The sequence below is a fragment of the Nakamurella flavida genome (assembly GCF_030811475.1).
In the GTDB taxonomy this organism is placed as follows: Bacteria; Actinomycetota; Actinomycetes; order Mycobacteriales; family Nakamurellaceae; genus Nakamurella; species Nakamurella flavida.
This window is the reverse complement of sequence record NZ_JAUSQV010000001.1, coordinates 804,364-827,750: the sequence shown is the minus strand read 5'-3', so window position 1 is coordinate 827,750 and position 23,387 is coordinate 804,364. Positions and strand designations below refer to the sequence as shown.

The 23,387-nt window shown below is 72.5% G+C and carries 23 protein-coding genes; 15 read left to right on the top strand and 8 right to left on the bottom strand.

The window, feature by feature from the left end:
- Position 1: 1 nt before the first annotated feature.
- Genes iolC through J2S58_RS03635 form a run of 3 tightly spaced genes read left to right on the top strand, consistent with a single transcriptional unit; the run spans position 2 to position 2,935 of the window.
- Positions 2–970, top strand: coding sequence for a 5-dehydro-2-deoxygluconokinase (iolC, locus tag J2S58_RS03645; RefSeq protein WP_370881850.1), 969 nt, complete (start codon positions 2–4; stop codon positions 968–970).
- Complete coding sequence (locus tag J2S58_RS03640; RefSeq protein WP_205256244.1) at positions 963–2,063, top strand: NAD-dependent epimerase/dehydratase family protein; 1,101 nt, start codon at positions 963–965, stop codon at positions 2,061–2,063. The genes iolC and J2S58_RS03640 overlap by 8 nt, the downstream gene beginning before the upstream one ends.
- Positions 2,060–2,935 carry a sugar phosphate isomerase/epimerase family protein gene (locus J2S58_RS03635; RefSeq protein WP_205256245.1) on the top strand — a complete coding sequence of 292 codons (876 nt, stop codon included), beginning with the start codon at positions 2,060–2,062 and terminating at the stop codon, positions 2,933–2,935. Before J2S58_RS03640 ends, J2S58_RS03635 begins: the two co-directional genes overlap by 4 nt.
- A gap of 2 nt (positions 2,936–2,937) precedes the next feature.
- On the opposite strand, the gene J2S58_RS03630 is transcribed toward J2S58_RS03635, so the two are convergent.
- Genes J2S58_RS03630 through J2S58_RS03620 form a run of 3 tightly spaced genes read right to left on the bottom strand, consistent with a single transcriptional unit; the run spans position 2,938 to position 6,060 of the window.
- Positions 2,938–4,314 (bottom strand): NADP-dependent succinic semialdehyde dehydrogenase, encoded by a 1,377-nt coding sequence (locus tag J2S58_RS03630; protein WP_205256246.1) that lies wholly within the window; start codon positions 4,312–4,314, stop codon positions 2,938–2,940.
- 22 nt (positions 4,315–4,336) lie between these two features.
- The gene (locus tag J2S58_RS03625) at positions 4,337–5,257 is read right to left on the bottom strand and encodes a carbohydrate kinase family protein (protein ID WP_205256247.1); all 921 of its coding nucleotides are present in this window, start codon (positions 5,255–5,257) and stop codon (positions 4,337–4,339) included.
- The gene (locus J2S58_RS03620; RefSeq protein WP_205256248.1) at positions 5,254–6,060 is read right to left on the bottom strand and encodes a GntR family transcriptional regulator; all 807 of its coding nucleotides are present in this window, start codon (positions 6,058–6,060) and stop codon (positions 5,254–5,256) included. Before J2S58_RS03620 ends, J2S58_RS03625 begins: the two co-directional genes overlap by 4 nt.
- A gap of 74 nt (positions 6,061–6,134) precedes the next feature.
- Between J2S58_RS03620 and J2S58_RS03615 the strand changes: the two genes are divergently transcribed.
- Positions 6,135–7,178: a tartrate dehydrogenase gene (locus J2S58_RS03615; protein ID WP_205256249.1), complete on the top strand. Its 1,044-nt coding sequence runs from the start codon at positions 6,135–6,137 to the stop codon at positions 7,176–7,178.
- Positions 7,179–7,272: 94 nt separating this feature from the next.
- Here J2S58_RS03615 and J2S58_RS03610 read toward each other — a convergent pair whose 3' ends face one another.
- A complete protein-coding gene (locus tag J2S58_RS03610) occupies positions 7,273–7,812 on the bottom strand; it encodes a M23 family metallopeptidase (RefSeq protein ID WP_205256250.1) in 540 nt (179 codons plus the stop codon).
- Positions 7,813–8,227: 415 nt separating this feature from the next.
- Here J2S58_RS03610 and rpsB point away from each other — a divergent pair, with 415 nt between their 5' ends.
- From rpsB to J2S58_RS03570, 8 genes are all read left to right on the top strand, one after another.
- Positions 8,228–9,136: a 30S ribosomal protein S2 gene (gene rpsB / locus J2S58_RS03605; protein ID WP_205256251.1), complete on the top strand. Its 909-nt coding sequence runs from the start codon at positions 8,228–8,230 to the stop codon at positions 9,134–9,136.
- 296 nt (positions 9,137–9,432) lie between these two features.
- Entirely contained in the window at positions 9,433–10,260 is an 828-nt protein-coding gene (gene tsf / locus J2S58_RS03600; protein ID WP_205256252.1) for a translation elongation factor Ts, read from the top strand.
- 145 nt (positions 10,261–10,405) lie between these two features.
- Positions 10,406–11,227, top strand: coding sequence for a UMP kinase (gene pyrH, locus J2S58_RS03595; RefSeq protein ID WP_205256253.1), 822 nt, complete (start codon positions 10,406–10,408; stop codon positions 11,225–11,227).
- Complete coding sequence (gene frr / locus J2S58_RS03590; RefSeq protein ID WP_205256254.1) at positions 11,224–11,781, top strand: ribosome recycling factor; 558 nt, start codon at positions 11,224–11,226, stop codon at positions 11,779–11,781. The genes pyrH and frr overlap by 4 nt, the downstream gene beginning before the upstream one ends.
- Entirely contained in the window at positions 11,781–12,662 is an 882-nt protein-coding gene (locus tag J2S58_RS03585) for a phosphatidate cytidylyltransferase (RefSeq protein ID WP_205256255.1), read from the top strand. The genes frr and J2S58_RS03585 overlap by 1 nt, the downstream gene beginning before the upstream one ends.
- Positions 12,663–12,749: 87 nt before the next feature.
- On the top strand, positions 12,750–13,505 hold the full coding sequence (locus tag J2S58_RS03580) for an alpha/beta fold hydrolase (RefSeq protein ID WP_205256256.1): 756 nt from the start codon (positions 12,750–12,752) through the stop codon (positions 13,503–13,505).
- A 63-nt stretch (positions 13,506–13,568) separates the two neighbouring features.
- A complete protein-coding gene (locus J2S58_RS03575) occupies positions 13,569–14,438 on the top strand; it encodes an ABC transporter ATP-binding protein (protein WP_205256257.1) in 870 nt (289 codons plus the stop codon).
- A gap of 11 nt (positions 14,439–14,449) precedes the next feature.
- Positions 14,450–16,000: a hypothetical protein gene (locus J2S58_RS03570; protein ID WP_205256258.1), complete on the top strand. Its 1,551-nt coding sequence runs from the start codon at positions 14,450–14,452 to the stop codon at positions 15,998–16,000.
- 98 nt (positions 16,001–16,098) lie between these two features.
- Here the strand turns inward: J2S58_RS03570 and J2S58_RS03565 are convergent, their stop codons facing one another.
- Together J2S58_RS03565 and mce are read right to left on the bottom strand one after the other, a co-directional pair.
- Positions 16,099–17,718 carry a coiled-coil domain-containing protein gene (locus tag J2S58_RS03565; RefSeq protein WP_205256259.1) on the bottom strand — a complete coding sequence of 540 codons (1,620 nt, stop codon included), beginning with the start codon at positions 17,716–17,718 and terminating at the stop codon, positions 16,099–16,101.
- A 57-nt stretch (positions 17,719–17,775) separates the two neighbouring features.
- Positions 17,776–18,258 carry a methylmalonyl-CoA epimerase gene (gene mce, locus J2S58_RS03560; protein WP_240188675.1) on the bottom strand — a complete coding sequence of 161 codons (483 nt, stop codon included), beginning with the start codon at positions 18,256–18,258 and terminating at the stop codon, positions 17,776–17,778.
- Between the two features lie 132 nt (positions 18,259–18,390).
- Between mce and J2S58_RS03555 the strand changes: the two genes are divergently transcribed.
- On the top strand, positions 18,391–19,314 hold the full coding sequence (locus J2S58_RS03555; protein ID WP_306826343.1) for an ABC transporter ATP-binding protein: 924 nt from the start codon (positions 18,391–18,393) through the stop codon (positions 19,312–19,314).
- Positions 19,311–20,375, top strand: a complete 1,065-nt coding sequence (locus J2S58_RS03550; protein WP_306826342.1) for an ABC transporter permease — start codon at positions 19,311–19,313, stop codon at positions 20,373–20,375. Before J2S58_RS03555 ends, J2S58_RS03550 begins: the two co-directional genes overlap by 4 nt.
- Positions 20,376–20,388: 13 nt before the next feature.
- On the opposite strand, the gene J2S58_RS03545 is transcribed toward J2S58_RS03550, so the two are convergent.
- Together J2S58_RS03545 and J2S58_RS03540 are read right to left on the bottom strand one after the other, a co-directional pair.
- The gene (locus J2S58_RS03545; RefSeq protein WP_205256260.1) at positions 20,389–20,895 is read right to left on the bottom strand and encodes a MarR family winged helix-turn-helix transcriptional regulator; all 507 of its coding nucleotides are present in this window, start codon (positions 20,893–20,895) and stop codon (positions 20,389–20,391) included.
- A gap of 46 nt (positions 20,896–20,941) precedes the next feature.
- A complete protein-coding gene (locus J2S58_RS03540; protein ID WP_205256261.1) occupies positions 20,942–22,108 on the bottom strand; it encodes a metallophosphoesterase in 1,167 nt (388 codons plus the stop codon).
- A gap of 301 nt (positions 22,109–22,409) precedes the next feature.
- On the opposite strand from J2S58_RS03540, the gene J2S58_RS03535 reads away from it, so the two are divergent.
- Complete coding sequence (locus J2S58_RS03535; RefSeq protein WP_205256262.1) at positions 22,410–23,387, top strand: tetratricopeptide repeat protein; 978 nt, start codon at positions 22,410–22,412, stop codon at positions 23,385–23,387.

Genomic DNA, 23,387 nt, shown 5'->3' with positions numbered 1-23,387 from the left:
GGTGCGGCCCGACGTCGTCGTCGCCGGCCGCATCTGCATCGACCTGTACCCGATCCGCTCCGGTCTCGCCCTGGAGGATGTGCCGTCGTTCAGCAAGTCGATCGGGGGGAGCGCGACGAACGTCGCCGTCGCGGCCACCCGCCAGGGCCTGGACACCCTGTTGTTGACCCGTACCGGTGACGACCCGTTCGGTCGCTACGCCGTCCAGGAACTCGCCCGGTTCGGGGTGCGCACCGGCACCATCCGCCCGGTGCCGGGTATGCAGTCCGTCCTGACGTTCTGCGAGATGTTCCCTCCGGACGACTTCCCGCTGTACATCTACCGGAACCCCACCGCGCCGGACATGTACCTCGACCTCGACGACGTCCCGCTCGCCGAGGTCGCCGCGTCCCGGGTCTTCTGGGCCACCGCGACCGGGCTGTCCCGGGAACCCAGCCGTGCCGCGCACTTCGCGGCGTGGCGGGCCCGGGGTCGAGCGGCGCACACCGTGCTGGACCTCGACCACCGGCCGACCTTCTGGGACAGCGCAGAGGACGCGGCCGCGGCCGTCGGGCCTGCTCTCGACCTGGTGACCATCGCGATCGGCAACGCGGACGAGTGCGAGATCGCGGTCGGTGAGAGGGATCCCGACCGCGCGGCGGACGCCCTGCTGGAGCGGGGGATCGAGCTGGCCATCGTCAAGCGGGGTCCGAAGGGCGTGCTGGCCAAGACGGCCGACGAACGCATCGAGGTGCCGCCCATCCCCGTCGAGGTGGTCAACGGTCTCGGCGCCGGTGATGCGTTCGGAGGAGCGCTGTGCCGCGGCCTGCTCGAGGGTTGGCCGCTCGCGCGGACGATGCGCTTCGCCAACGCAGCGGGGGCCATCGTCGCCACCCGGTTCGAGTGCTCGACGGCCATGCCGACGGGGGACGAGGTCGACGCGTTCCTGGCCCGCCGGTCGATGGACGAGACGGGTGGCAGCGGTGGCTGATCGGAAGCGGGTGCTCGTCCTGGGGGCGACCGGAACGGTGGGCGGCGCGGCGGCCCGCCGGTTCCTGGCCGACGAGGAGTTCGAGGTCGTCGCGGTGTCCCGTCGCACCCCCGGGTACGCGCCGCACGAACGACTGCGCCATGTGGCCGTCGACCTGACGGACGCCGCGGCAGTGGCGGAGGCGGTCGGCTCCGTCGGCCCGATCACCCAGGTCGTGTATGCGGCCCTCTTCGAGCAGCCGTCCCTGGTCAGCGGTTGGACCGATCCGGCGCAGCGCGCCACGAACGACCTGATGTTCCGGAACGTCCTCGCCGGGCTGCGCGATTCACCGGTCGAGCACCTCTCGTTGCTCCAGGGCACGAAGGCGTACGGCTTCCACGTCGGTCGGATGCGGGTGCCGGCCAAGGAGTCCCAGCCGCGGGTCGAACACCCCAACTTCTACTGGCTCCAGGAGGACGCGCTCACCGCGGCGGCCGCCGAGCGCGGTCTCGGCTACACGATCTGGCGGCCGCAGGCCATCTTCGGCGACCAGATCGGCGTCGCGATGAACATGGTGCCGGTGATCGGCGCCTACGCGGCCATCCGGGCCGAGCTCGGGCAGCCCTTCTCCTACCCCGGCGGGCACCTGTATCCCGTCGAGGCCGTCGACGCCCGGCTGTTGGCGAACGCCATGCACTGGGCGGCCCGGGCCCCCGCGGCCCGTGACCAGACCTTCAACATCACCAACGGAGACGTGTTCGCCTGGCCGGACATCTGGCCCGCCTTCGCCGAGATGCTCGGCGTGCCGGTCGGACCCGACGAACGGCTGGGTCTGGCTACCTGGCTGCCCGAGCACGCCGACGTCTGGGACCGGGTGGTGCGCCGCCACGACCTGATGCCCACCACCCTGGATCAGGTGCTCGGTTACTCGCACGAGTTCGCCGACGAGATGCTCGCGTACACCCCGGACGGTTCGGTCCACCGGGCCCGGTCGGCTCCGTTGTTCATGAGCACGGTCAAGTTGCGGAAGGCCGGCTTCACCGAGGTGGTGGACACCGAGGAGATGTTCGCCGATCTGTTCGGGATGCTGCGCGCACGGCGGGTTCTGCCGTGACCGACGGGGTGCCCGACCTGGCCGTCAATCCGGGGGTGTGGATGACCGGTTGGCAACCCGACCGCGCACCGGCCCTGGTGCGGCGCATCGCGGCCATCGGCTACCGGCGCGTGGTGGTCGTGCTGCGCGATCCCCACACCTTCGATCCCGCGGGCGTCCGCGACCTGGTCGAGTCGGCCGGGCTGCGGGCGATGACGAACACCAACCAGGTCGCCGGTCAGGACATCTCGAGCGTGGACGCAGTGGCCCGGGAGAGCGGGATCGCCCGGATCCGGCGCGCGATCGAGCTGTCCGCCGAGCTGGGATCCGACCGCCTGACGGGCGTGCTGTACGGCGTGCTCGGCAGGGCCGGCGGCCCCGCCCCCCGCGCGGTGGTCGACCGCACGGCCCGGATCCTCGGTGAGCTGGCCGAGGAAGCGGCGGAATCCGGCGTCACCCTGCTCGTCGAGGTGGTCAACCGGTACGAGACGGCTTTGCTCAACACGGCGCGTCAGGCCATGGCCTTCGTGGAGGCCTCGGGTTCGGCACGTCTGGGAGTGCACCTCGACGTCTTCCACATGAACATCGAGGAGGACGACATGGTCGCGGCCGTCACCGAGACCCTCCCCCGGCTGGGGTATCTCGAGCTGGAGCAGAACCATCGCGGGGAGCTGCGTCGCGGGCACATCCCGCTGACCGATCTGCTCGCCGGCGTGCTGGACGCCGGTTACCGCGGTCGATTCGGGCTGGAGGCGTTCACCGTCTCGGCGCTCGCGCCGGACCATGCGACGGGCCTGGCCGTGTGGCGTGACGTGCTGGATCGCGACACCCGGATCGCGGAGGACGCCTACGCCCTGCTGGCCGAGGCGTGTGCCGCGGCCGGCAGGGCGTGAGGTCAGCTCTTCCAGACGGTCTTGAGATTGCAGAACTCCCGGATCCCGGCCGCGGAGAGTTCCCGCCCGACACCGGAGGCCTTGACACCGCCGAAGGGCAGCTCGGGGTAGGACGCGGTCATCCCGTTCACGAACACGCCACCGGCGGCCAGCGCCCGGACGAAGTGGTCCTCCTCGGCGGAGTCGTTCGTCCAGACCGCGGAGCTCAGCCCGAAGGTCGTGGCGTTGGCGACGGCGACCGCCTCGGCCGCGTCGGCGACCCGGAAGACCGTCGCCACCGGCCCGAAGGCCTCCTCGGCGTACAGGCGCATGGCCGGGGTGACGCCGGAGATCACCGTCGGCGGGTAGAACCAGCCGGGCCGGTCGGGACGAGTGCCGCCCACCGCGATGTCCGCCCCCTGCTGCCGGGCGTCGTCGACCAGGTCGGCCAGCTCGTCGCGCCCGGACTCGGTGGCCAACGGACCGACGTCGGTCGCCTCGTCGAGCGGGTCACCGACCGAGAGGGCGGCCATCCGCTCGGAGAAGGCGGCGAGGAACTCGTCGTGGACGTCCGCGTGCACGATGAAGCGTTTGGCCGCGATGCACGACTGCCCGCTGTTCTGCGTACGGGCCCTGACCGCGACCGCCGCGGCGGCCGCCACGTCGGCGCTCGGCATGACGACGAACGGGTCGGATCCACCGAGCTCCAGGACGACGTGCTTGATCTCGGAACCGGCGATGGCGGCGAGGGAGCGTCCCGCGGGCTCGGAGCCGGTCAGCGTCGCGGCCGCGATCCGCGGGTCACGCATCACCCGTTCCACCCCGGAAGCGGGGATGAGCAGCGAGGCGAACGACCCCGCGGGGAACCCGGCGCGCTCGAAGAGGGTGTCGAGGTAGAGGGCAGCCTGCGGAACGTTCGACGCGTGCTTGAGCAGGCCCACGTTGCCGGCCATCAGCGCGGGCGCAGCGAACCGGAGGGCCTGCCAGAACGGGTAGTTCCACGGCATGACCGCGAGCACGACGCCGATGGGTTCGTACCGGGTGCCCGCCGCCGACGCGCCCACCGACGACGGGTCGGACAGCCATTCCGGGGCCAGGAAGGACTCGGCGTGCTCGGCGTAGAACCGCATGCCGCGAGCACACTTGCCCACTTCGGCCCGCGACTGCGCGATCGGTCGACCGATCTCCACGGTGATCAGCCGGGCGAGCTCGTCGCCGTCGGCCTCGATCAGATCGGCGGCCGCGCGCATCCAGCCGGCCCGTTCGGCGAACGTACTGGCGGTCAGGGGAGCGACGGCCGCCGCCGCGGCGGCGATGCGGCGTTCGACCTCCGCCTCGTCGATCGCGTCGAACGTGCGCTCGACGATTCCGGTGGTCGGGTTGGTGGTGGCGATGGGCACGAGGACTCCTGGTGGTGGGCGGTCAGCCGGTTCGGGTGAGCAGGTCTCGGATCAGGTCCGGCGCAGGGCCGGAGGGGACGGGCAGGTCGCGCAGGCGCTCGTCGACCTCGCGTCGGTCGGGTATCCCGGATCGCCCGTCCACGGCGCGACAGGAGAGGGCGGCGGTGACGTTGGCGAAACGGATGGCCTCGGGGAGATCTCGGCCCAGGACGACGGCGGCGAGCAGGGCCCCGTGGAAGACGTCGCCGGCGCCCAGGCTGCTGAGCGGGACCACGGGCAGCGCCGGCGCGTAGGCGGCGGCGTCCCCGTCGAGCGCGAAGGATCCGCGGGCGCCGTCGGTCGCGACCACGGTCCGGGCACCGGCGTCGCGGGCCCGACGGGCGGCGGTCAACGGATCGGACCCCCCGAACCGTTCGAGCAGCACCGCGGCGGTGGGGACGTACAGGTCGATCATCCCGAGATCCAGGTCGGGAACCGGGTTGCCGTCGTCGAGCGAGATCCGTGCTCCGGTCGGGTGTCGGTCGGGGATTTCGCGCAGGGCCCGGTATCCGACCTTGTCGACGTGGATCCAGTCGAAGCCGCCCGGGACGGCGGTGGGTGTGGTCGCCGGCCGGGTGAGGATCGTGCGCGTGGCGCTGTCGGTGTTGACCACGACCACCGAGGCGCCCGTCTCGACGCCGCGGCGGACCTCGACGTGATCGGTTCCGACACCTTCGGCGGCCAGCCCGTCGAGCACCATCCGCCCGATCCGGTCGTCGCCGACCACGCCGGCGAAATCGACGTCCACCCCGAGCCGGGCCATGGCCACCGCCGCGGTGGAGGCGTTTCCGCCCCCGGCCAGCACGATGTGCTCGGCCTCCACGCGCTCGTCCTCACCCGGCAGTCGGTGCACGACGGCGATCGTGTCGAGCAGGAGGCTGCCCAGGCACAGCACCCGGGTCATCGCAGCGTCCCGGGGTCGGCGGGCCGGGTGGACGTGCCCCGCAGGTCGGAGCTGAGTGCGGTGCCCTCGGGATAGATGATGTGGACGTACTCGACACCGTTCCCGCGACTGTCGAACGCCACCCGGTGGGCCACCATCACCGCCGAGTCCGACGGCAGCTCCAGCAACCTGGCCTCGGCCGGGGTCGCGTGCCGGGCACTGACCGTCTGGGATCCGCCCACCAGCTCGATGGCGGCGACCCGGTGCAGCAGGTTGTACAGACTGTCCGTCTCCAGCTGCTCCCGGGTGAGGGTGATGCCCGGGGGGAGGGCCAAGAGCGAACGGGTGAGCACGACCGGGATGTCGTCGGCGTACCGCACCCGTTCCAGGTGCAGCAGGCGCGTCCCCGGTGCGATGTGCAGCTCGGCGGCGACCGCGGGTTCGGCCACCGTCTCCTCGAGGACGAGCACGGTGGTCCGCGGGACCCGGCCGGCGTCGACGAGGTCGCGGTAGAGGCTGCTGAGTCCGACCGGGCGGACGAGGCCACTGCGCAGGGCGAAGGCGCCGACACCGCGCTGGGAGTGGACGACCCCGTCGGTGGCCAGCCGAGCCATCGCCTGGCGCAGGGTCGGACGACTGACGCCGAGCGCCCGGGCCAGTTCGTTCTCCGGCGGGAGCGGAACGGCGGCGGGGTAGTGGCTCTCCTCGATGAGCCGCTTGAGCAGCTCGCTGCACTGCCAGTACAGCGCGGTGCCCCCGGTCCGCGTCGGCGGAGCGGCCGCCAGCTTCTCCAGCAGGACGGACTGTGGACTCGCCTCGGTCATCGGGCCTCCGCCATGTCGTCAGCTTATCAGTGTAACTTTACATCTTGTAAAGTCGGCCGACGGAGAGGCACCCCATGCGCATCGCTGTCATCCCAGGTGACGGTATCGGCCAGGAGGTCGTCCCGGCGGCGATCGCCTGTATCGACGCGGCCCTCGCGCGGCACGACAGCCGGGTGGACTGGGTCCACCACGACTGGGGGTCCGACCTGTACCAGCGGACCGGTGGCATGATGCCCGCCGACGGCATCGAGGTGCTGTCCCGACACGACGCCATCTTCCTGGGCGCGGTGGGGATGCCGGGGATCCCGGACACCGAGACGCTGTGGGGTCTGTTGATCCCGATCCGGCGCGAATTCCGCCAGTACGTCAATTTGCGTCCGGTGCGGGCACTGGCGGGGGTGCCCAGTCCGGTCGCCGGGGGTGACGGGATCGACATCGTGCTGGTCCGGGAGAACAACGAGGGCGAGTACTCCGAGGTCGGTGGCCGGACCTATCGCGGCCGGGCCGAGGAGGAGGCCATCCAGGTCAACGTCTTCACCCGGCACGGGATCGAACGGGTGGCCAGGTACGCGGTGGCGCAGGCCCGGCGGCGGCGCGGTCTGCTCACCTCGGCCACGAAGTCGAACGGGATCATCCACTCGATGCCGTTCTGGGACGAGGTCGTCGCCGAGGTGGCGGCAGGTACCCCCGAGGTCCGGCTCGAGAGCATCCTCATCGACGCCCTGGCGGCCCGACTGGTCCTCGACCCGGGTCGCTTCGACGTGATCGTGGCGTCCAACCTGTTCGGCGACATCCTGTCCGACCTCGCCGGTGCGATCGCCGGCTCCATCGGGGTGGCCCCGAGCGCCAACCTCAATCCGGAGCGGGAGTACCCGTCGCTCTTCGAGCCCGTCCACGGCTCGGCGCCCGACATCGCCGGGCGCGGCATCGCCAACCCCGTCGGTGCCATCTGGTCGGGAGCCATGATGTTGGAGCACCTCGGTCACGTCGAAGCGGCCGATGACCTGACCGCCGCGTTCCGGCGCGTCACCGCCGACGGCGTCCGGACCGCCGATCTGGGCGGCACCGCGACCACGAGCGAGGTGTCGGCGGCCGTCGTCGCTCAGTTGACTGCGTGATCTGAGGGACCGGCGATCAGCGTGCACCCGTGAGGGGGGCGGACGCCCCCGGTGCTGGTCCCTACCCGCCTACCGGGAACGCCCACCGTGCCCGTCACGGATCCACCCACGGGTACAGCCGGACCCGGCGGGGTCCGAGCAGGCTCATCGGGTCCAGGTAGTCGCCGTCGAGGAGTCGGGCGCCCCAGTGCAGGCAGGACGTCGAACAACCCGGGTGACCGTCCTGCAGGGTGCCCAGCACGTCGCCCGCCCGGACATCGGCACCCGCCGCGACCGAGGCCAGGACGGGCTCGTACGTGGTGCGCAGACCGGACGGGTGCTGCACCGACACGACCGGGCGACCGGCCACCGTGCCGGCGAAGGCGACCACCCCGTCACCGGCGGCCAGGACGGCCACCCCGGGACCACCGGCCAGGTCCACCCCCCGGTGCCCCGCCCCGTACCGGTGGGCCGGAGCCCGGAACGGGGTGAACACCGGGGCGCCCGGCACGGGCAGGACGAACGTGTCCTGGTCGCCCACCCCGGCCACCAAGGCCACGGCCGGGGGCGAGTTCCGGCCGGACGGGGCATCGGCGGGCGGGGTCAGGGAGGTCAGCAGCAGGCCGGCGACCGTCAGCACCCACGGGAGTCTCATCGGCCCAGGGTCGTCCGCGGGTCGAGCGGAGTCCCGGCGGCCCGGGAAATGGGGACGAGCCCGCGGCCTGGGGACAACTCGGCGCCGCTCGCGCCGGCGGTCCGAGCGGGGCGGTGGTCTCCGGTAGTCTGGAGCAGCTGCCCGTCTCCGGACGGGTTGACTTCGCACGTCCTGCTGCCGGAATCGAACGGTGGTCGGGCCCGTCCGGGCCCGCTCCGCCACTCGTCCACCCCGGCCGTCGCGCACCGAGGTCCTCTCCGCGGCACGATCCCCCGGGATCGGACCGGGGAAGGGCGATGCGCACGAGGGCGTCAGGGCCGCCGACCACCGGTCGACGGCGACAACCGAACCGTGTTCCCACGGTGTCGCGCCCACAGAGGTGCGGCCTGCGGGAGCCTGCCCAGAAAGGACGACCATGGCTGTCGTCACCATGCGCGAGATGCTGGATGCGGGTGTCCACTTCGGGCACCAGACCCGGCGCTGGAACCCGAAGATGAAGCGCTTCATCTTCACCGAGCGCAACGGCATCTACATCATCGATCTCCAGCAGACGCTGTCGTACATCGACCGCGCCTACGAGTTCATCCGCGAGACCGTGGCCCGCGGCGGCACGGTGCTGTTCATCGGCACCAAGCGCCAGGCCCAGGAGGCGATCGCCGAGCAGGCGACCCGCGTCTCCATGCCCTACGTCAACCAGCGCTGGCTGGGCGGCATGCTCACCAACTTCCAGACGGTGCACAAGCGTCTGCAGCGCCTCAAGGACCTCGAGGCGATGGAGACCTCCGGCGAGTTCGACGGCCGCACCAAGAAGGAGGTGCTGCTGCTGACCCGTGAGAAGGACAAGCTGAGCAAGACCCTCGGTGGCATCCGCGACATGGCCAAGGTGCCCTCCGCGGTGTGGATCGTCGACACCAAGAAGGAGCACATCGCCGTCGGCGAGGCTCGCAAGCTGAACATCCCCGTCGTCGCGGTGCTCGACACCAACTGCGATCCCGACGAGGTCGACTTCCCGGTCCCCGGCAACGACGACGCGATCCGCTCCGCCGCGCTGCTGACCAAGGTCGTCGCCCAGGCCGTCGCCGACGGTCTCATCGCCCGGTCCGGTGGCAACACCGGTACCCAGGCCGAGGAGCCGCTGGCCGAGTGGGAGCGGGAGATGCTCGCCGCCTCCGCCGAGGCTCCGGCCATCCCGGCCGACGCCCCGATCACCGACGTCCGGTCGGAGACCGAGGCCGGTGCCGTGGCCGAGAACCAGGTCCAGGCCGATGTCGCGCAGGGTGTCGCCGAGACCCCGGTCGACCAGCAGGGCGTCAACGCGTCCTGACGTGTCGCCGGGCCGGCCGCCCGGCACGCACCGCCCCGGGCGTCGTCGGCACACGCCGACGGCGCCCGGCGGTGCGACACCGCCTTCTCGGCCCGGTCGACCGGACCGCACCGACGAAGAGGTGACGCCCCCCGAGCGCGGGCCTCACCGCCCGCCCGCGACACTGGGGCCCGACGGGGCCCCCGGGGCGGGGCAGGAGTCACGTGGGCAACAGACGGCCCGCGAACAGCATCGCGCCAGGATCAACCACGATCGACCCAGCACCACGATCGAATACAGAAGGGCATGCGCCGACGATGGCGAACTACACCGCTGCAGATGTCAAGCGTCTCCGTGAGTTGACCGGAGCCGGGTTCATGGATTGCAAGAAGGCGCTCGAGGAGACCGACAGCGACTTCGAGAAGGCCGTCGAGGTCCTCCGGATCAAGGGCGCCAAGGACGTCGGGAAGCGCGCCGAGCGCACCGCCGCCGAGGGCATGGTGGCCGCCAGCGGCCACGCGCTCATCGAGCTCAACTCCGAGACCGACTTCGTCGCCAAGAACTCCGAGTTCCAGGAGCTGGGCGCGAAGATCGCCGAGGCCGCCGCCGGGCTGTCCGGCCAGGTCGACGTGGCCGCCGTGCTGGCCGCCCCGCTCGACGGTGGCACCGTCGAGCAGGCGATCGCCGCCCTCTCGGCCAAGATCGGCGAGAAGCTCGTCCTCAACCGGGTCGCCCGCTTCGAGGGCGACACCGCCGTGTACCTGCACAAGCGGTCCGCCGACCTGCCGCCGTCCATCGGCGTGCTCGTCGCCTACACCGGCACCGGTGACGAGGCCCAGGAGACCGCCCGTGGCGCGGCCATGCAGGTCTCCGCGCTCAAGGCCCGCTACGTCTCCCGGGACGCCGTCCCGGCCGACGTGGTCGAGTCCGAGAAGCGCATCGCCGAGGCGACCGCCCGCGAGGAGGGCAAGCCCGAGGGTGCCCTGCCGAAGATCGTCGAGGGCCGGGTGAACGGCTTCTACAAGGAGTCCGTCCTGGTCGAGCAGGCCTCGGTCCGCGACAGCAAGCAGACCGTCGGCAAGCAGCTGGCCGACGCCGGCGTCGCCGTCACCGACTTCGTGCGGTTCGAGGTCGGCACCGCCTGATCCACCCGCCGGGGCACGCCCCGGTGCGATCCGGTCCGCCGTCACCCGCCCACCAGGGCGGGCGACGGCGGGCCGGGGCGGTAACCGTCGCGCAGCAGGTGGGCGCGAGGGGCACGAGGCGAACGCAGGACGAGGGGAGCACTCCATGGGGCAGTCCGACGCGAACGAGTCCGGGGCCGGTCGCACCGACGGCGGCGCCACCGCGGAAGGCGCGGCGACCACCGTCACCGACCGCCCGGCCTTCCGCCGGGTGCTGCTCAAGCTCGGCGGCGAGATGTTCGGCGGCGGTTCCGTCGGCGTCGACCCCACCGTGGTCAAGGAGGTGGCCCGGCAGATCGCCGAGGTCGCCGACAGCGGTGTGCAGGTCGCGGTGGTCATCGGCGGCGGCAACTTCTTCCGCGGCGCCCAGCTCTCCGAGGAGGGCATGGACCGGGCCCGTTCGGACTACATGGGCATGCTCGGCACCGTGATGAACTGCCTGGCCCTGCAGGACTTCCTGGAACGCGAGCACGGCCTGGACACCCGGGTGCAGACCGCGATCACCATGGGGCAGGTCGCCGAGCCGTACATCCCGCGCCGCGCCATCCGGCACCTGGAGAAGGGCCGCGTGGTCATCTTCGGCGCCGGGGTCGGCATGCCGTACTTCTCGACCGACACCACCGCCGCGCAGCGCGCGCTGGAGATCGACGCCGAGGTCGTGCTCCTGGCCAAGGGTGTCGACGGTGTCTACGACAGCGATCCGAAGACCAACCCGGACGCGACCATGTTCGCCGAGATCACCCACCGCGAGGTGCTCGAGCGCGGCCTCAAGGTGGCCGACGCCACCGCGTTCAGCTTGTGCATGGACAACGCCATGCCCATCATCGTGTTCAACCTGTTGCTGGACGGCAACATCGGGCGCGCGGTCCGTGGCGTGCCTATCGGCACCCTGGTCGCCACGCCCGCCACCCGAGAGGATCAGTCGTGATCGACGAAGCCATGTTCGACGCCGAGGAGAAGATGGAGAAGGCCGTCACCAAGGTGAAGGAGGATCTGTCCACGCTCCGCACCGGGCGGGCCAACCCCAACACCTTCGGTCGGGTCACCATCGACTACTACGGCGCGCCGACCCCGCTGACCCAGATGGCCACCATCACCATCCCCGAGGCGCGGATGGCGGTCATCAAGCCCTACGACGCCAGCCAGCTGACCGCGATCGAGAAGGCCATCCAGCAGTCCGATCTCGGGGTCAACCCGGGTAACGACGGCGTCGTCATCCGGGTGGTGTTCCCGCAGCTGACCGAGGAGCGCCGCCGCGAGCTCGGCAAGTCCGCCCGGGCCAAGGGCGAGGACGCGCGGGTCTCCATCCGCAACATCCGCCGCCGCACCAAGGAGGAGCTGGACCGCATCGTCAAGGACGGTGAGGCCGGCGAGGACGAGGGTGCCCGCGCGGAGAAGGAACTGCAGACGCTCACCGACAAGTACATCGCCTCGGTCGAGGATCTGATCAAGAACAAGGAAGCCGAGCTGCTCGAGGTGTGATGAGCCAGTCGCCGCTGGGGCCGACCGGGGACGGCCCGTCCGCCACCGCTGCTGCGGCCCGGCCCGCCTCGCGGGCCGGTCGCAACCTCCCCATGGCGATCGCGGTCGGGCTGGGGCTCGGCGTGGTCATCGTGGCGACCCTGTTGTTCTTCCGCCCGGGCTTCGTCGTCATCATCGCCGCTGCGGTCGCCGCGTCGGTGTGGGAGCTGCGGATCACGCTGGCCTCCCGGGGGATCACCCTGGCCTGGGTGCCGGTCGCCGTCGGATCGATCGCGACCATCGTCCTGGCCTGGCCCTACGGGCACGCAGCCCAGGCCGCCGGCATCGCCCTCACCGCGCTGGCCTGCATGGCCTGGCGCTTCCGGGGCGGAGCCGACGGGTACCTCACCGACGTCGGCGTATCGGTCTTCCTGGCCGTCTACCTCGGACTCTTCGCCTCGGCCGCCACCCTGATGGTCGCGGCGCCGGACGGCTCGGCCCGGGTGCTCACGTTTCTCATCGTGGTGGTCTGCTCCGACACCGGCGGGTACGCCAGCGGGGTGTTCTTCGGCAAGCACCCGATCGCTCCGACGATCTCCCCGAAGAAGTCCTGGGAGGGGTTCGCGGGGTCGGTCGCCGTCGCCATGACCGGTGGGGCGCTGTCCGTCGGCCTGCTGCTGCACGCCCCGTGGTGGCAGGGGCTGCTGCTCGGCATCGTGCTGGCCGTCACCGCCACCGGCGGGGACCTCGCCGAATCACTGATGAAGCGCGATCTCGGCGTCAAGGACATGGGCACCCTGCTCCCCGGGCACGGCGGCATCATGGACCGGCTCGACTCGCTGCTGCCGTCCGCGGTGGTCTGCTGGATGCTGCTCGCCGTATTCGTCCCGGTGACCGGCTGACCGGTCGACCGGCTGAGGGAGACCGGTGACCGGCTGAGCCGTCGACCGACCGACCGGCCCGCCGGCCCGACTGGCAGGATCGGCGCGATGAGCCCCGCACCCCCGATCGTCCTGCTCCACGCGTTCCCGCTGGACAACAGACTCTTCGACGGTGCCCGCTCGCTGCTGAGCGGCCGCCGGCTGATCACCCCGGATCTGCGCGGGTGCGGCGACGCCGGCCCGGTGGAGCCCCACGACACCCCCTCGATCGCCCTGCTGGCCGATGACGTCGTCGCCGGGTGGGACCGGCAGGGGCTGGAGTCCGTGATCCTCGGCGGCGTCTCCCTCGGTGGGTACGTGGCGCTGGACATCGTGCGCCGGCATCCCGGTCGGGTGGCCGGGCTCGTGCTGGTGGACACCCGGTCCGGTGCCGACGACGACGCGGGCCGGCAACGCCGGGAGGACGTCGCCGCGCGGGCGGACCACGGCGACCGGGCCACCGGGGAGGACGCGATCGCCCCCCTGCTGGGGGACGGCGTCGACGGGTCCTGTCGTCGCGAGCTCGCGGCCATCGCCCACGCCGTGCCCGCGGCGACCGTCGCCTGGTTGCAACGTGCCATGGCCTGCCGCCCCGATGCCGACGCCGTGCTGCGGACGGTGGGTGTGCCCGTGCTGGTCGTGGTGGGGGAGCAGGACTCCGTCACGCCGGTCGCCGAGGCGGCCCGGATGGCCGCTCTGGTGCGGGACGGCGGGGGGTCGGCCACCCTGGTCGTCGTCCCGGGTGCGGGACATCTGACCCCGGCCGAGGCTCCGGCCGTATTCGTCGACGCGCTGGTGCAGTGGGTGGACGAGCACTGGTCCTGACCGCGACAGGTCCGGGCCGAAGTGCCCTGGGGTCTGTGGGGCTGCTGTGGCAGGGTGTGCGCCATGACTGACACCCCCCACCCAGACCAGGTGTCCGGTTCCACCACGGCGACCAGCGGTGCCTTACCGGGCTATCCCACCGACCACGCCGCCTACCCGGAGGCGGCAGGGCAGGCGGTGACCATCCGGGGGCTGCGCAAGTCGTTCGGTCAACGGGTGGCCGTGGACGATCTCGATCTCGACGTCCCCCGGGGATCCTTCTTCGGTCTGGTCGGCCCGAACGGCGCCGGGAAGACGACCACGCTGTCGATGGTCACCGGTCTGCTGCGGCCGGATTCCGGCCGCATCTTCGTGGCCGGGGTGGACGTGTGGGGTGATCCGGTCGGCGCCAAGGCGCGGATGGGCGTGCTGCCGGACGGCCTGCGCCTGTTCGAGCGGCTGTCCGGCCCGGAGCTGCTCAGCTATCTCGGCCGGCTGCGGGGCATGCCCGCCGAGACGGTGACCTCCCGGGCGACCGAGCTGCTGCACGTGCTGGATCTCGACGAGGCCGGCGGCAAGTTGGTCGCCGACTACTCCACCGGCATGCGCAAGAAGATCACCCTGGCCGCCGCGCTGCTGCACTCCCCGCCGGTGCTGCTGCTCGACGAACCGCTCGAGGCCGTCGATCCGGTGTCCGCCCGCATCATCCGCACGGTGCTGTCGCGCTACACCGGCGCCGGCGGCACCGTCATCTTCTCCAGCCACGTCATGGCCCTGGTCGAGGGGCTGTGCTCACACGTGGCGGTGATGAGCCGCGGCCGGCTCGTCGCCTCCGGGCCGCTCGCCGAGGTGCGCGGCTCGGCGTCGAGCCTGGACGACGCGTTCATGCACCTGGTCGGCGCCGACGAGGTCGGAGAGGGGGGACTGTCGTGGTTGGGGTCTTCGCAAGCCTGAAATGGCGGCTGGTGACGAGCCGGCTCCGGGCCTCCCGGGGCGGCGCACGGGTCGGCATCGTGATCCTGCTGGTCCTGGCCGTGCTCGTCCTGGGCTTCGCCGCGTTCGGTCTGGTGCTGTTGCGGTCGGTGCCCGATGTCGCCGTCGTCCTGGTCGTCACCCTGTTCACCCTGCAACTGGTGGGCTGGGTGCTGACACCGCTCATCGCCTTCGGCGTCGACGAGACGGTCGACCCGGCGCGCTTCGCCCTGCTGCCCATCCGGATGCGGGACCTGCAGCGCGGTCTGCTGACCTCCTCCCTCATCGGCTATCTCCCTGCGGCGAACGTCATCGTGCTGCTCGGGGCCGTGGTGGCCCTGTCCGCACCGTGGTCGGTGCTGCCGGTCGCGCTCGTGTGCGCCGTCCTGCAGCTGCTGACCTGTGTGGTGCTGTCCCGGGCGGCGTCCACCGCGATGTCCACCCTGATGGAGAGCCGCCGCGGTCGGGACCTCGGCATGGCCGTCGGCTTCGGCATCTTCGTCCTCTACCTGGCGCTGTCCTGGCTGCTGAACAGCGGCGGCGGGTCCGGTGTCCAGTCCGGGGTCGAGAAGGCGGCCGGCATCTTCGGCTGGCTGCCGTCGGGCAGTCTCGCCCTGCTGCCCCAGCTGGTGGCCACCGGCCAGTGGGGACGCGTGGCCCTGGCGGCGGTCATCGGTGTGGCCCCCCTGGTGCTCGGCTGGATCTGGTGGCGCCGGGCGCTGGTCACCACGTTGACCACCGTGTCCTCGAGCACCGAGAGCTCGGCCCCGTCCGGTGCGTCCCACGACACGTCCGTCGGTGGCGGCGTGGCCGGGACGGCCCGGGTGGTCGCCGGCCGCGACCGGTTGCTGATGTGGCGCGATCCGATGCGACGCATGCCGTGGCTGATGATCGGGGTGCTGATCATCGCGTGGCCGTTCTTCGTCGCCCGCGGGCCCGGCGGTGTCTACGCCGTCGCGTTCGGCGCGCTGCTGATCGGCACCCAGTCCGCCAACCAGTACGGGGTGGACGGCTCCGGGCTCTGGCTCCACCTGCAGACGATCGCCGACCGCGCCCGCGCCCGCGGGGAGAGCGTCGGGCACGTGGTCGCCGCGTTCCTCCCCGGAACGGTGCTGGTGCTGGTCGCCCTGGCCCTGCAGGCGACGGTGTACGACGCGTGGGACAAGGTCCCCGGTGCCCTCGGTCTCGCGCTGGGCGTCATGCTCGGCGGGGCTGCCGCGTCGACCTACATCGCCGCGGTCATCCCGTACGCCATGCCGCAGAGCCGCAAGTCGATGTTCGCCTCCAGCGTCCCCGGGCAGAAGGGGCGGACGACCCGCGCCACCCTCGCCATCCTCGGTATCGGCCTGCTGGTGGGCGTCCCGGCCGGTATCGCCGTGGTGCTGTCCCTGGTGGTGGCTCCCTGGTGGGGCTGGGTGGCCCTGGTCCTCGGGCCGGTGTGCGGGTTCCTCGCACTCGACCGGCTGGTCAAGGTGAGCGCTGATCGTTACCTGCAGAACGGGCCGGAGATCCTGGCCACCGTCGCCGCGGGCGACCGCAGCTGAGCCGGGCGGTCGGTCACCGGACATCCGGTGGCCGACCACCCGACTCCGGCCGGCCGGCAGGCGGGCCGATCGTCAGGCCCGGCCGGTCCGGCGGGATGTCAGTGCCGACCCCGTGCCCGGTCCGCGAACGAACGCCCCTGCTTGCGCTTGCCCTCGGGCTGGGCGGACCGGTCGAGCGGCCGGGACCCGGCCGGGGCCGGACGGGAGTCGTGCTCGACCTCCGGATCGTCGATCTCCGGCTCGACCTCGCTCGCCTCGGTCGGATCCGGGTCGACCCCGGTGTCGGTGGCTGCGGCCGGGGCGGCAGCATCCGCCGCCGTCGTGCCCGTCTCCTGGACCGGCCCGGCGGCGGCCCTCTCCAGCTCGTCGCTGAACGGCAGTGCGCCCTCCTGGAAGTCCCGGCCGCGGCCGGTCGGGCGGGCGGCGGGATCGGCGGGGAAGTCCCCGGTGACCGGGCGGGCGGCCTCGGTCGGCGGGGCGGCCACCAGGTCGGGTGCCGACGCCACGTGGCCGTCGATCATGCCCAGGTGGCCGCGCAGATCCTGCATCTGCTGCAGCAGCGTGGACCGCAGATCGGTGAGGGCGATGACGGCGTCGTCCGCCTCGTGCACCCGCTGGGCGGATTCCGCGGTGGCCCGCCGGACCAGCTCGGTGGAGTGATCGGTGGCGTCGCGCACCAACCGGTGGGCGTGGTCGGTGGCTTCCCGCACCAGTCGCTCGGCCTCCGCCGTGGCCGTCTCCACCCGGTGGTGGGCGTCGGCGACGGACAGCTCCTCGCGCTCGGTGAGCCGGGTGTGGAACTCCGCCCGCCGCGCCTGGCTGGCGATCTCGAAGTCCTCGTCGACCTGGGCGCGGCGCGCCGTGCCCTCCGCGTCCAACCGGTCCCGCTCGGCGGTCGCCGTGGCGGTGAGGGTGTCGGCCTGGGTCCGCGCGGAGGTGAGCAGGTAGTCGGCCTCGGCGTGGGCCCGGTCCATCGTCTGCTGGGCCTCGGTGCGGGCGGCGAGCAACGTCGCCTCGGCCTCGGCGCGGGCCGCGCCGAGGGTCGCCTCGGCCTCGGCCCGGGCGGCGCCCACGGTCTGCTGGGCCTCGGTGCGGGCCGCATTCAGCGTCCGCTGGGCCTCGCCGCGGGCGTCGCCCAACGTGCGGTCGGCCTCCGCGGTGGCCGAGGCCAGCGCGGACTCGGACTGCTGTCGGGCGGTCAGCACGAGCGCCTCGGATTCCTGCCGGGCCTGCGCGCGGGTCGCCTCGGCCTCGGCGCTCGCCTCGCCGACCAGGTCGCGGACCTGCTCGGCCAGCTGCCGGCGGGTGCGCTCCCGCTCGTCGTCGAACGACTCCTTCTCGGCGGCCTGCGCGGTCAGCGCGGCGGTGAGCTCGGCCCGCAGCGAGGTGGCGTCGGCGGCGGCGCGGGTGCGGATCTCCGTCGCCTCCTCCTCGGCGATGCGGATCATCCGCTGCATGCGGTCGGACAGACCGGCCATCGACACCGGTTCGCCGGCCTGGCGGTCCAGCTCGGCGCGGAATTCGTCGGCCTGTCGCTGGGCCGCGGCCAGCTGGTCGGTCAGCTCGGTGAGCCGCAGGGAGGTGGCGTCCCGGTTGGCGGTGGCGATCCGGAGGTCGTACTCCAGCCGTTCGAGATGGGAGGTGACCTGTTCGGTGTCGAAACCCCGCCGCACGACGTCGAAGGGAGCCTGGGCGGGAAGCCAGTCGCTGGAGCTCATGCCCCCATCGTTCCACCCCGTGGGGCCGGGCCGGGGAAGGCAGGCCGCAGGACGGCGTCAGCCCGCGGCGCCGGTCCCCACCTGGTCGGTCCGGGCGGGCTGGACGAGCTCGACCAGCACCCCGCCGGCGTCGCGGGGGTGGACGAACAGGATGCGCGACCCGGCGGTGCCGAGGCGGTCGGTGTCGGACAGCAGGCGCATCCCCCGGGCCCGGAGTGCGCCGGCGGCCGAGCCGATGTCGGACACCCGGTAGGCCAGGTGGTGCATGCCGGGCCCCCGCGAGGCCAGGAACCGCCCCACCGGTGAGTCCGGCGAGGTCGGGGCGAGCAGCTGGACCCGGGTGCCGCCGTCGAAGGCGATCATCACCTCGACGACGCCCTGCTCCACGTTCTCCTCACGGTGCTCGAGGCGCCCGCCGAGCACCGCCGTGTGCAGGTGCACCGCGGCGGTCAGGTCGGGCACGGCCAGGCCGATGTGGTCGACACCGACGATGCCGGGCAGAGCGGCGTTCTCGACCGGCCCGTCCACCGTCTGCATCATCGGCCCACGATAGCCACGCGCACCGGCCCGGGGACGTGCGCGAGGGTCACGGCGACGGGTCGCCCGGGTGCGACGGTCGGTTCTGCGTGTCCCGGTGGGCACCCCCGGCCGCCGGCGGGCACACTCGACGAAGTGGACCCCGACACCCGGACGATCGTGGCCAGCGGGGTCGTCAAACGCTACGGCCCCCTGGTCGCCGTGGACGACGTCTCCCTGTCGGTGCGGCGGGGCGAGTTCTTCGGCATCCTCGGCCCCAACGGAGCCGGGAAGACGACGCTGCTGGAGATCATCGAGGGGCTGCGCAAGCCCGACGCGGGCACGGTCACCGTCCTGGGCCTGCCCTCCTGGCCCCGGGACCAGCGGCTGCTGGGCCGGATCGGTGTGCAGCTGCAGGCCAGTTCGTTCTTCGAACGGCTGACCGCGGGGGAGCAGCTCCGCACCTTCTGCGCGCTGTACGGCCGACCGGCGAGCCGGGCGACGGAGCTGCTGGAGCTGGTCGGCCTGCAGGACAAGGCGGGCGTGCGGGCCGAGAAGCTGTCCGGCGGGCAGGCGCAGCGGTTGTCCATCGCGTGCGCTCTGGTGCACGACCCGGAGGTCGTCTTCCTGGACGAGCCGACCGGTGCCCTGGACCCGCAGGCCCGTCGGAATCTGTGGGACCTGTTGCGCGCCATCAACACCCGGGGAGCGACCGTCGTGCTGACCACCCACTCCATGGAGGAGGCGCAGACCCTGTGCGACCGGGTGGCCATCCTGGACGGCGGCCGGGTGCTGCAGCTGGGCACACCGGCCGAGCTCATCCGGGCGCTGGACGCCCCGGTGCGGATCTCCTTGGCCCCCGGGGTGCTGTCGGGGGACGGGGCCCGGGAGCTGGTCGGACCGGTCGATGCCGAGGTGGTGGTCGAGCAGGACGGGGCGGGGACGGCGCTGGTCACCCGGCGGCCCGCGCCGGTGCTCGCCGCGCTGGCCCGGGCGGACGCGCTGACCGGGTTGCAGGTCCAGGGGGCCAACCTGGAGGACGTCTTCCTGGCCCTGACCGGACGGGAGTACCGCGCGTGAGGGTGTTCGCCGCGCTGGCCCTGGCCATGGTCAAGGGATTCTTCCGCGACCGGCTGTCGCTGTTCTTCTCGATCGTCTTCCCGCTGTTCTTCATCATCGTGTTCGGCGCGGTGTTCACCGGGGGCGGTGCGGCCCGGGTCACCGTCCTGGAGGTCGGCAACGTGGCCGTCGTCGACGCCTTGCCCGCCTCCGCGCGCACCGGACTGGACGAGGCCGTGGAGATCCGCGGCGCGGCGTCGATCGACGATGCGCTGACCGCCGTCCGGCGGGGGGATGCCGGGGCTGCCATGGAGCAGCGCGGCCAGGAACTGGTCCTGTACTTCTCCTCCGCCGACCCGGTCACCGCGGCCACCGTGCAGGGCATCTTCGCCGGGTTCGTCGACCAGGTGAACATCGTGACCTCGGGCATCCCGCCGACGTACACGTTGACCTCCCGGCAGGTCGAGGACGATGCGCTGCAACCGATCCAGTTCGTCGCCCCGGGGATGATCGCGTACGGCGTCGCGGTCGGTGCGACCTTCGGCGCGGCGATGATGCTGATCACCTGGCGGGAGAAGCGGGTGCTCCGTCGCCTGCGGCTGGCGCCGATCCGCACCTCGACGGTGGTCGCCGCCCGGGTGGTGGTGTCGCTGACCGTCGCGCTCGTGCAGCTGGCCATCTACGTCGGGGTGTCCGTGCTGCCGTTCCTCGGGCTCCGGCTGTCCGGCGCCTGGTACATGGCCGTCCCGCTGGTCCTGGCCGGGACCCTCGCGTTCCTGTCCATCGGGCTGCTCGTCGGCGCGGTGGCGAAGACGTCCGAGGGCGGGGCCGGGCTGGTCAACCTCATCACCCTGCCGATGGCGTTCCTGTCCGGCGCGTTCCTGCCCATCGACACCGCCCCGGGCTGGCTGACGGTGCTGTCGAAGGCGCTGCCGATGGGCTATCTCGTGGAGGGCATGAAGGACGTGATGGTGCGCGGGGAGGGCCCGACGGCGGCGCTGCTGCCCATCGCGATCCTGCTCGGCTTTGCGGCCGTGCTCACGGCGCTCGCCACCCGGGTGTTCCGCTGGGACGCGGCCTGAGAGTGCGTGCCGGTCAGGCGAAGTCGCCGGAGGCCCGCCGCACCTTGGTCAGCAGGCCGGAGAGCTGGACGAGCTCGGACGGGTCGAGCCCGACGAAGCCGAAGTCGGACGCGGTGACCGCGACGGTGGCCGCGGCCAACCGTTCCCGGCCGGTGTCGGTGAGTTCGACCAGGGTGGTGCGTCGGTCGTTCGGGTGGGGCAGGCGGCGGGCCAGGCCCTCGGCCTCGAGTCGGTCCACGATGTTGGTGATCGACGTCGGGTGCAGCTGCAGCCGCTCGCCCATCAGTCGCATCGGCAGCGACCCACGCTTCGAGAACGACAGCAGCACCAGCGCCTCGTAGCGGGCGAAGGTCAGGTTGTGCGGCCGCAGCCGTTCGTCCACGCTGGCCTGCAGGATCTGCTGCACCCGCATGATGTTGGTGACCGCCTCCATCGAGGCGTTCGGTCCGACGCGTTCGGCCCACGTCTCCGCGGCCTTGGCGATCGGATCGAACGGCAGGGCAGGCGATCCCGAGGTCATCGGAGCACCGTAGCAAGCGGCCGGCCGGGGACGATCCCGGCCCGGCTCAGGGTCGCGTCAGCGTCAGCACCGTGATGTCCGGCGGTGCCCCGACCCGGACGGGCGGACCCCAGAACCCGATGCCGCGGGAGGTGTAGAGCCAGGTGTTGTCGTGGCGGCTCAGCCCCCACAGCACTTTCTGCTGGGCGAGCACGGCGTAGTGGAAGGGCCAGATCTGGCCGCCATGGGTGTGCCCGGCCAGCTGCAGGTCGACATCGGCCGCGGCGGCCGCCCCGACCTGCCGCGGCTGGTGGGCCATGAGCACGACGGGCTCGCCGTCGGCGCGATCGGCCAGCGCGGTCTGCAGGTTGGCCGGATCGCCGTTCTCCTCGCCGGTCCAGTCGTTGATGCCGGCGATGCGCAGGGAATCCCCGCCGCGGCTGACACCCACCGAGGAGTTGTGCAGCACGGTGATGCCCAGGGTCGGCAGGTGCCGCATCCATTCGCCCGCGCCGGAGTAGTACTCGTGGTTGCCGGTGGTGAAGAACGTGCCGTCGACGCTGGTGAGTCCGGCGAGAGGGGCGACGCTGTCGCTGAGCGCGGCCACCGACCCGTCCACCAGGTCGCCGACCAGGGCCACCGCGTCGACCTGCTCGGCGTTGACCGCGGCGACGACCCGCTCGGTGAACGCCCGACCGTTCAACGCACCCAGGTGCAGATCGGTGACCACCGCGATGCGGTACCCGTCCAGACCGGCGGGCAGCCGGGTCAGCGGTACACCCTGCCGCAGCACCCGGACGTCGGTGGACAGCGCCTGGGTCATGCCCCAGCCGACGGTCGCGGTGGCCGCCACCCCGGCACCGACGGCGATGCCCCGGGACACCAGCAGTCGCCGCCGCGGGTCGACCGGGGCGCCGTCGTGGGACGACCGGGCACGGGAGCGCCGCACCACGAGCACCACCAGTCGGACCAGCTCACCGACCAGCAGGGCCAGGAACAGGTACAGCACCATGGCCAGCCAGACGTTCCCGACGCCGTGCAGCAGGGTGATCTGGCTGAAGGCGGCCGACCGTTGCGTGCTCACCGCGGTGAGGAAGACGGCGAACAGCACGCCCAGCACGACCGCGCCCCCGACGCGCCAGCGGCGTGACGTGCCGGTCGATCGGACCAGCCGGAACCAGAGGTAGACGTGCCCGACGAGCAGCAGGCCGCCGAGGCCGAGGAGGAAACCCACGGTCAGCGGGCCCGGATGGCGCGGTGCGGGCAGGCGGACGGGCGGTCGATCGGGATGGTCGGCACGTGATCACGCTACCGAGTCGCCGCGCCACCCCCGGTCCGGCGGACGGACGCGGGTCGGCCCGCCCCCCTCATCTGCCTCCCTCCCGCGGCGTCGGATCTCCTCGTGTCCGGGCCCGAGGGAAGCGCAGGCTGCTCCAGGGGAGGGGACGGCCCGGTCGCCCGGGCGTCCGGCCGGGTCGGTCTCGCCCGCAGCGAACGGCCCCGGGGGCGTCGGGCCCGCGTGGGAGGATGACGGCATGACTCGACCGGATTCGCGCCGCCCGGCGGCCGTCCCCGCCGCCTTCGCCGGCGCCCTGGATCTGTCCTCGCTCAAGCGCCCCGCCCCGACCGCCGCACCCGCGTCCGCAGCGCCCTCGGCCGGTGCGGCGCCGGCCGGTGGCGCCGCACCGGCGGGACGATCGCCGTACGTGGTGGACGTGTCCGAGGCCGATTTCGGCGAGATCATCCAGGTCTCGAACGACGTCCTCGTCGTCATCGATCTGTGGGCCACGTGGTGCGAACCGTGCAAGCAGCTCTCGCCCGTGCTCGAGCGCCTCGCCGCCGCCGGTGGGGGGTCGTGGATCCTGGCCAAGGTCGACGTGGACGCCAACCCGCGCATCGCCCAGGCCTTCGGCGTCCAGTCCATCCCGACGGTGGTCGCGGTCGCCGCGGGCCAGCCGGTCGACGCGTTCAACGGTGCCCTGCCCGAACCCGAGGTGCGGACGTGGATCTCGGGTCTGCTGGACGCCCTGCGCGAGCGGCTGCCCGGCATCGCGGCGGCCGAGGCCGCGGCGGGGGGAGCCGTCGAGCCGGCCCCGGAGCCCGAGGACGAACGGTTCACCGCCGCCGAGGACCTACTGGGCGAGGGTGACTTCGTCGCCGCCCAGCGGGCCTACCAGGCCATCCTGGACGCCGAGCCGGCCAACGAGCAGGCGAAGGCGGCCCTGGCCCAGGCGCAGTTCCTGGCCCGGGTCGACGCCCACGATCCGGCCGTCGTCGAGCGTGCCGACGCCGATCCGACGGATGCGGCGGCGCAGCTGGACGCCGCCGACGTGCAGCTCGCCGGGGGTGACATCGCCGGCGCGTTCGATCGGCTCATCGCCTCCGTGCGCCGGTCCGCGGGTGACGAGCGGACGGCCGCCCGGGAGCGGTTGCTGTCGCTGTTCGCGCTGTTCCCCGCCGACGACGAGCTCGTGGTCAAGGCCCGACGGGCGCTGGCAGCCGCGCTGTACTGA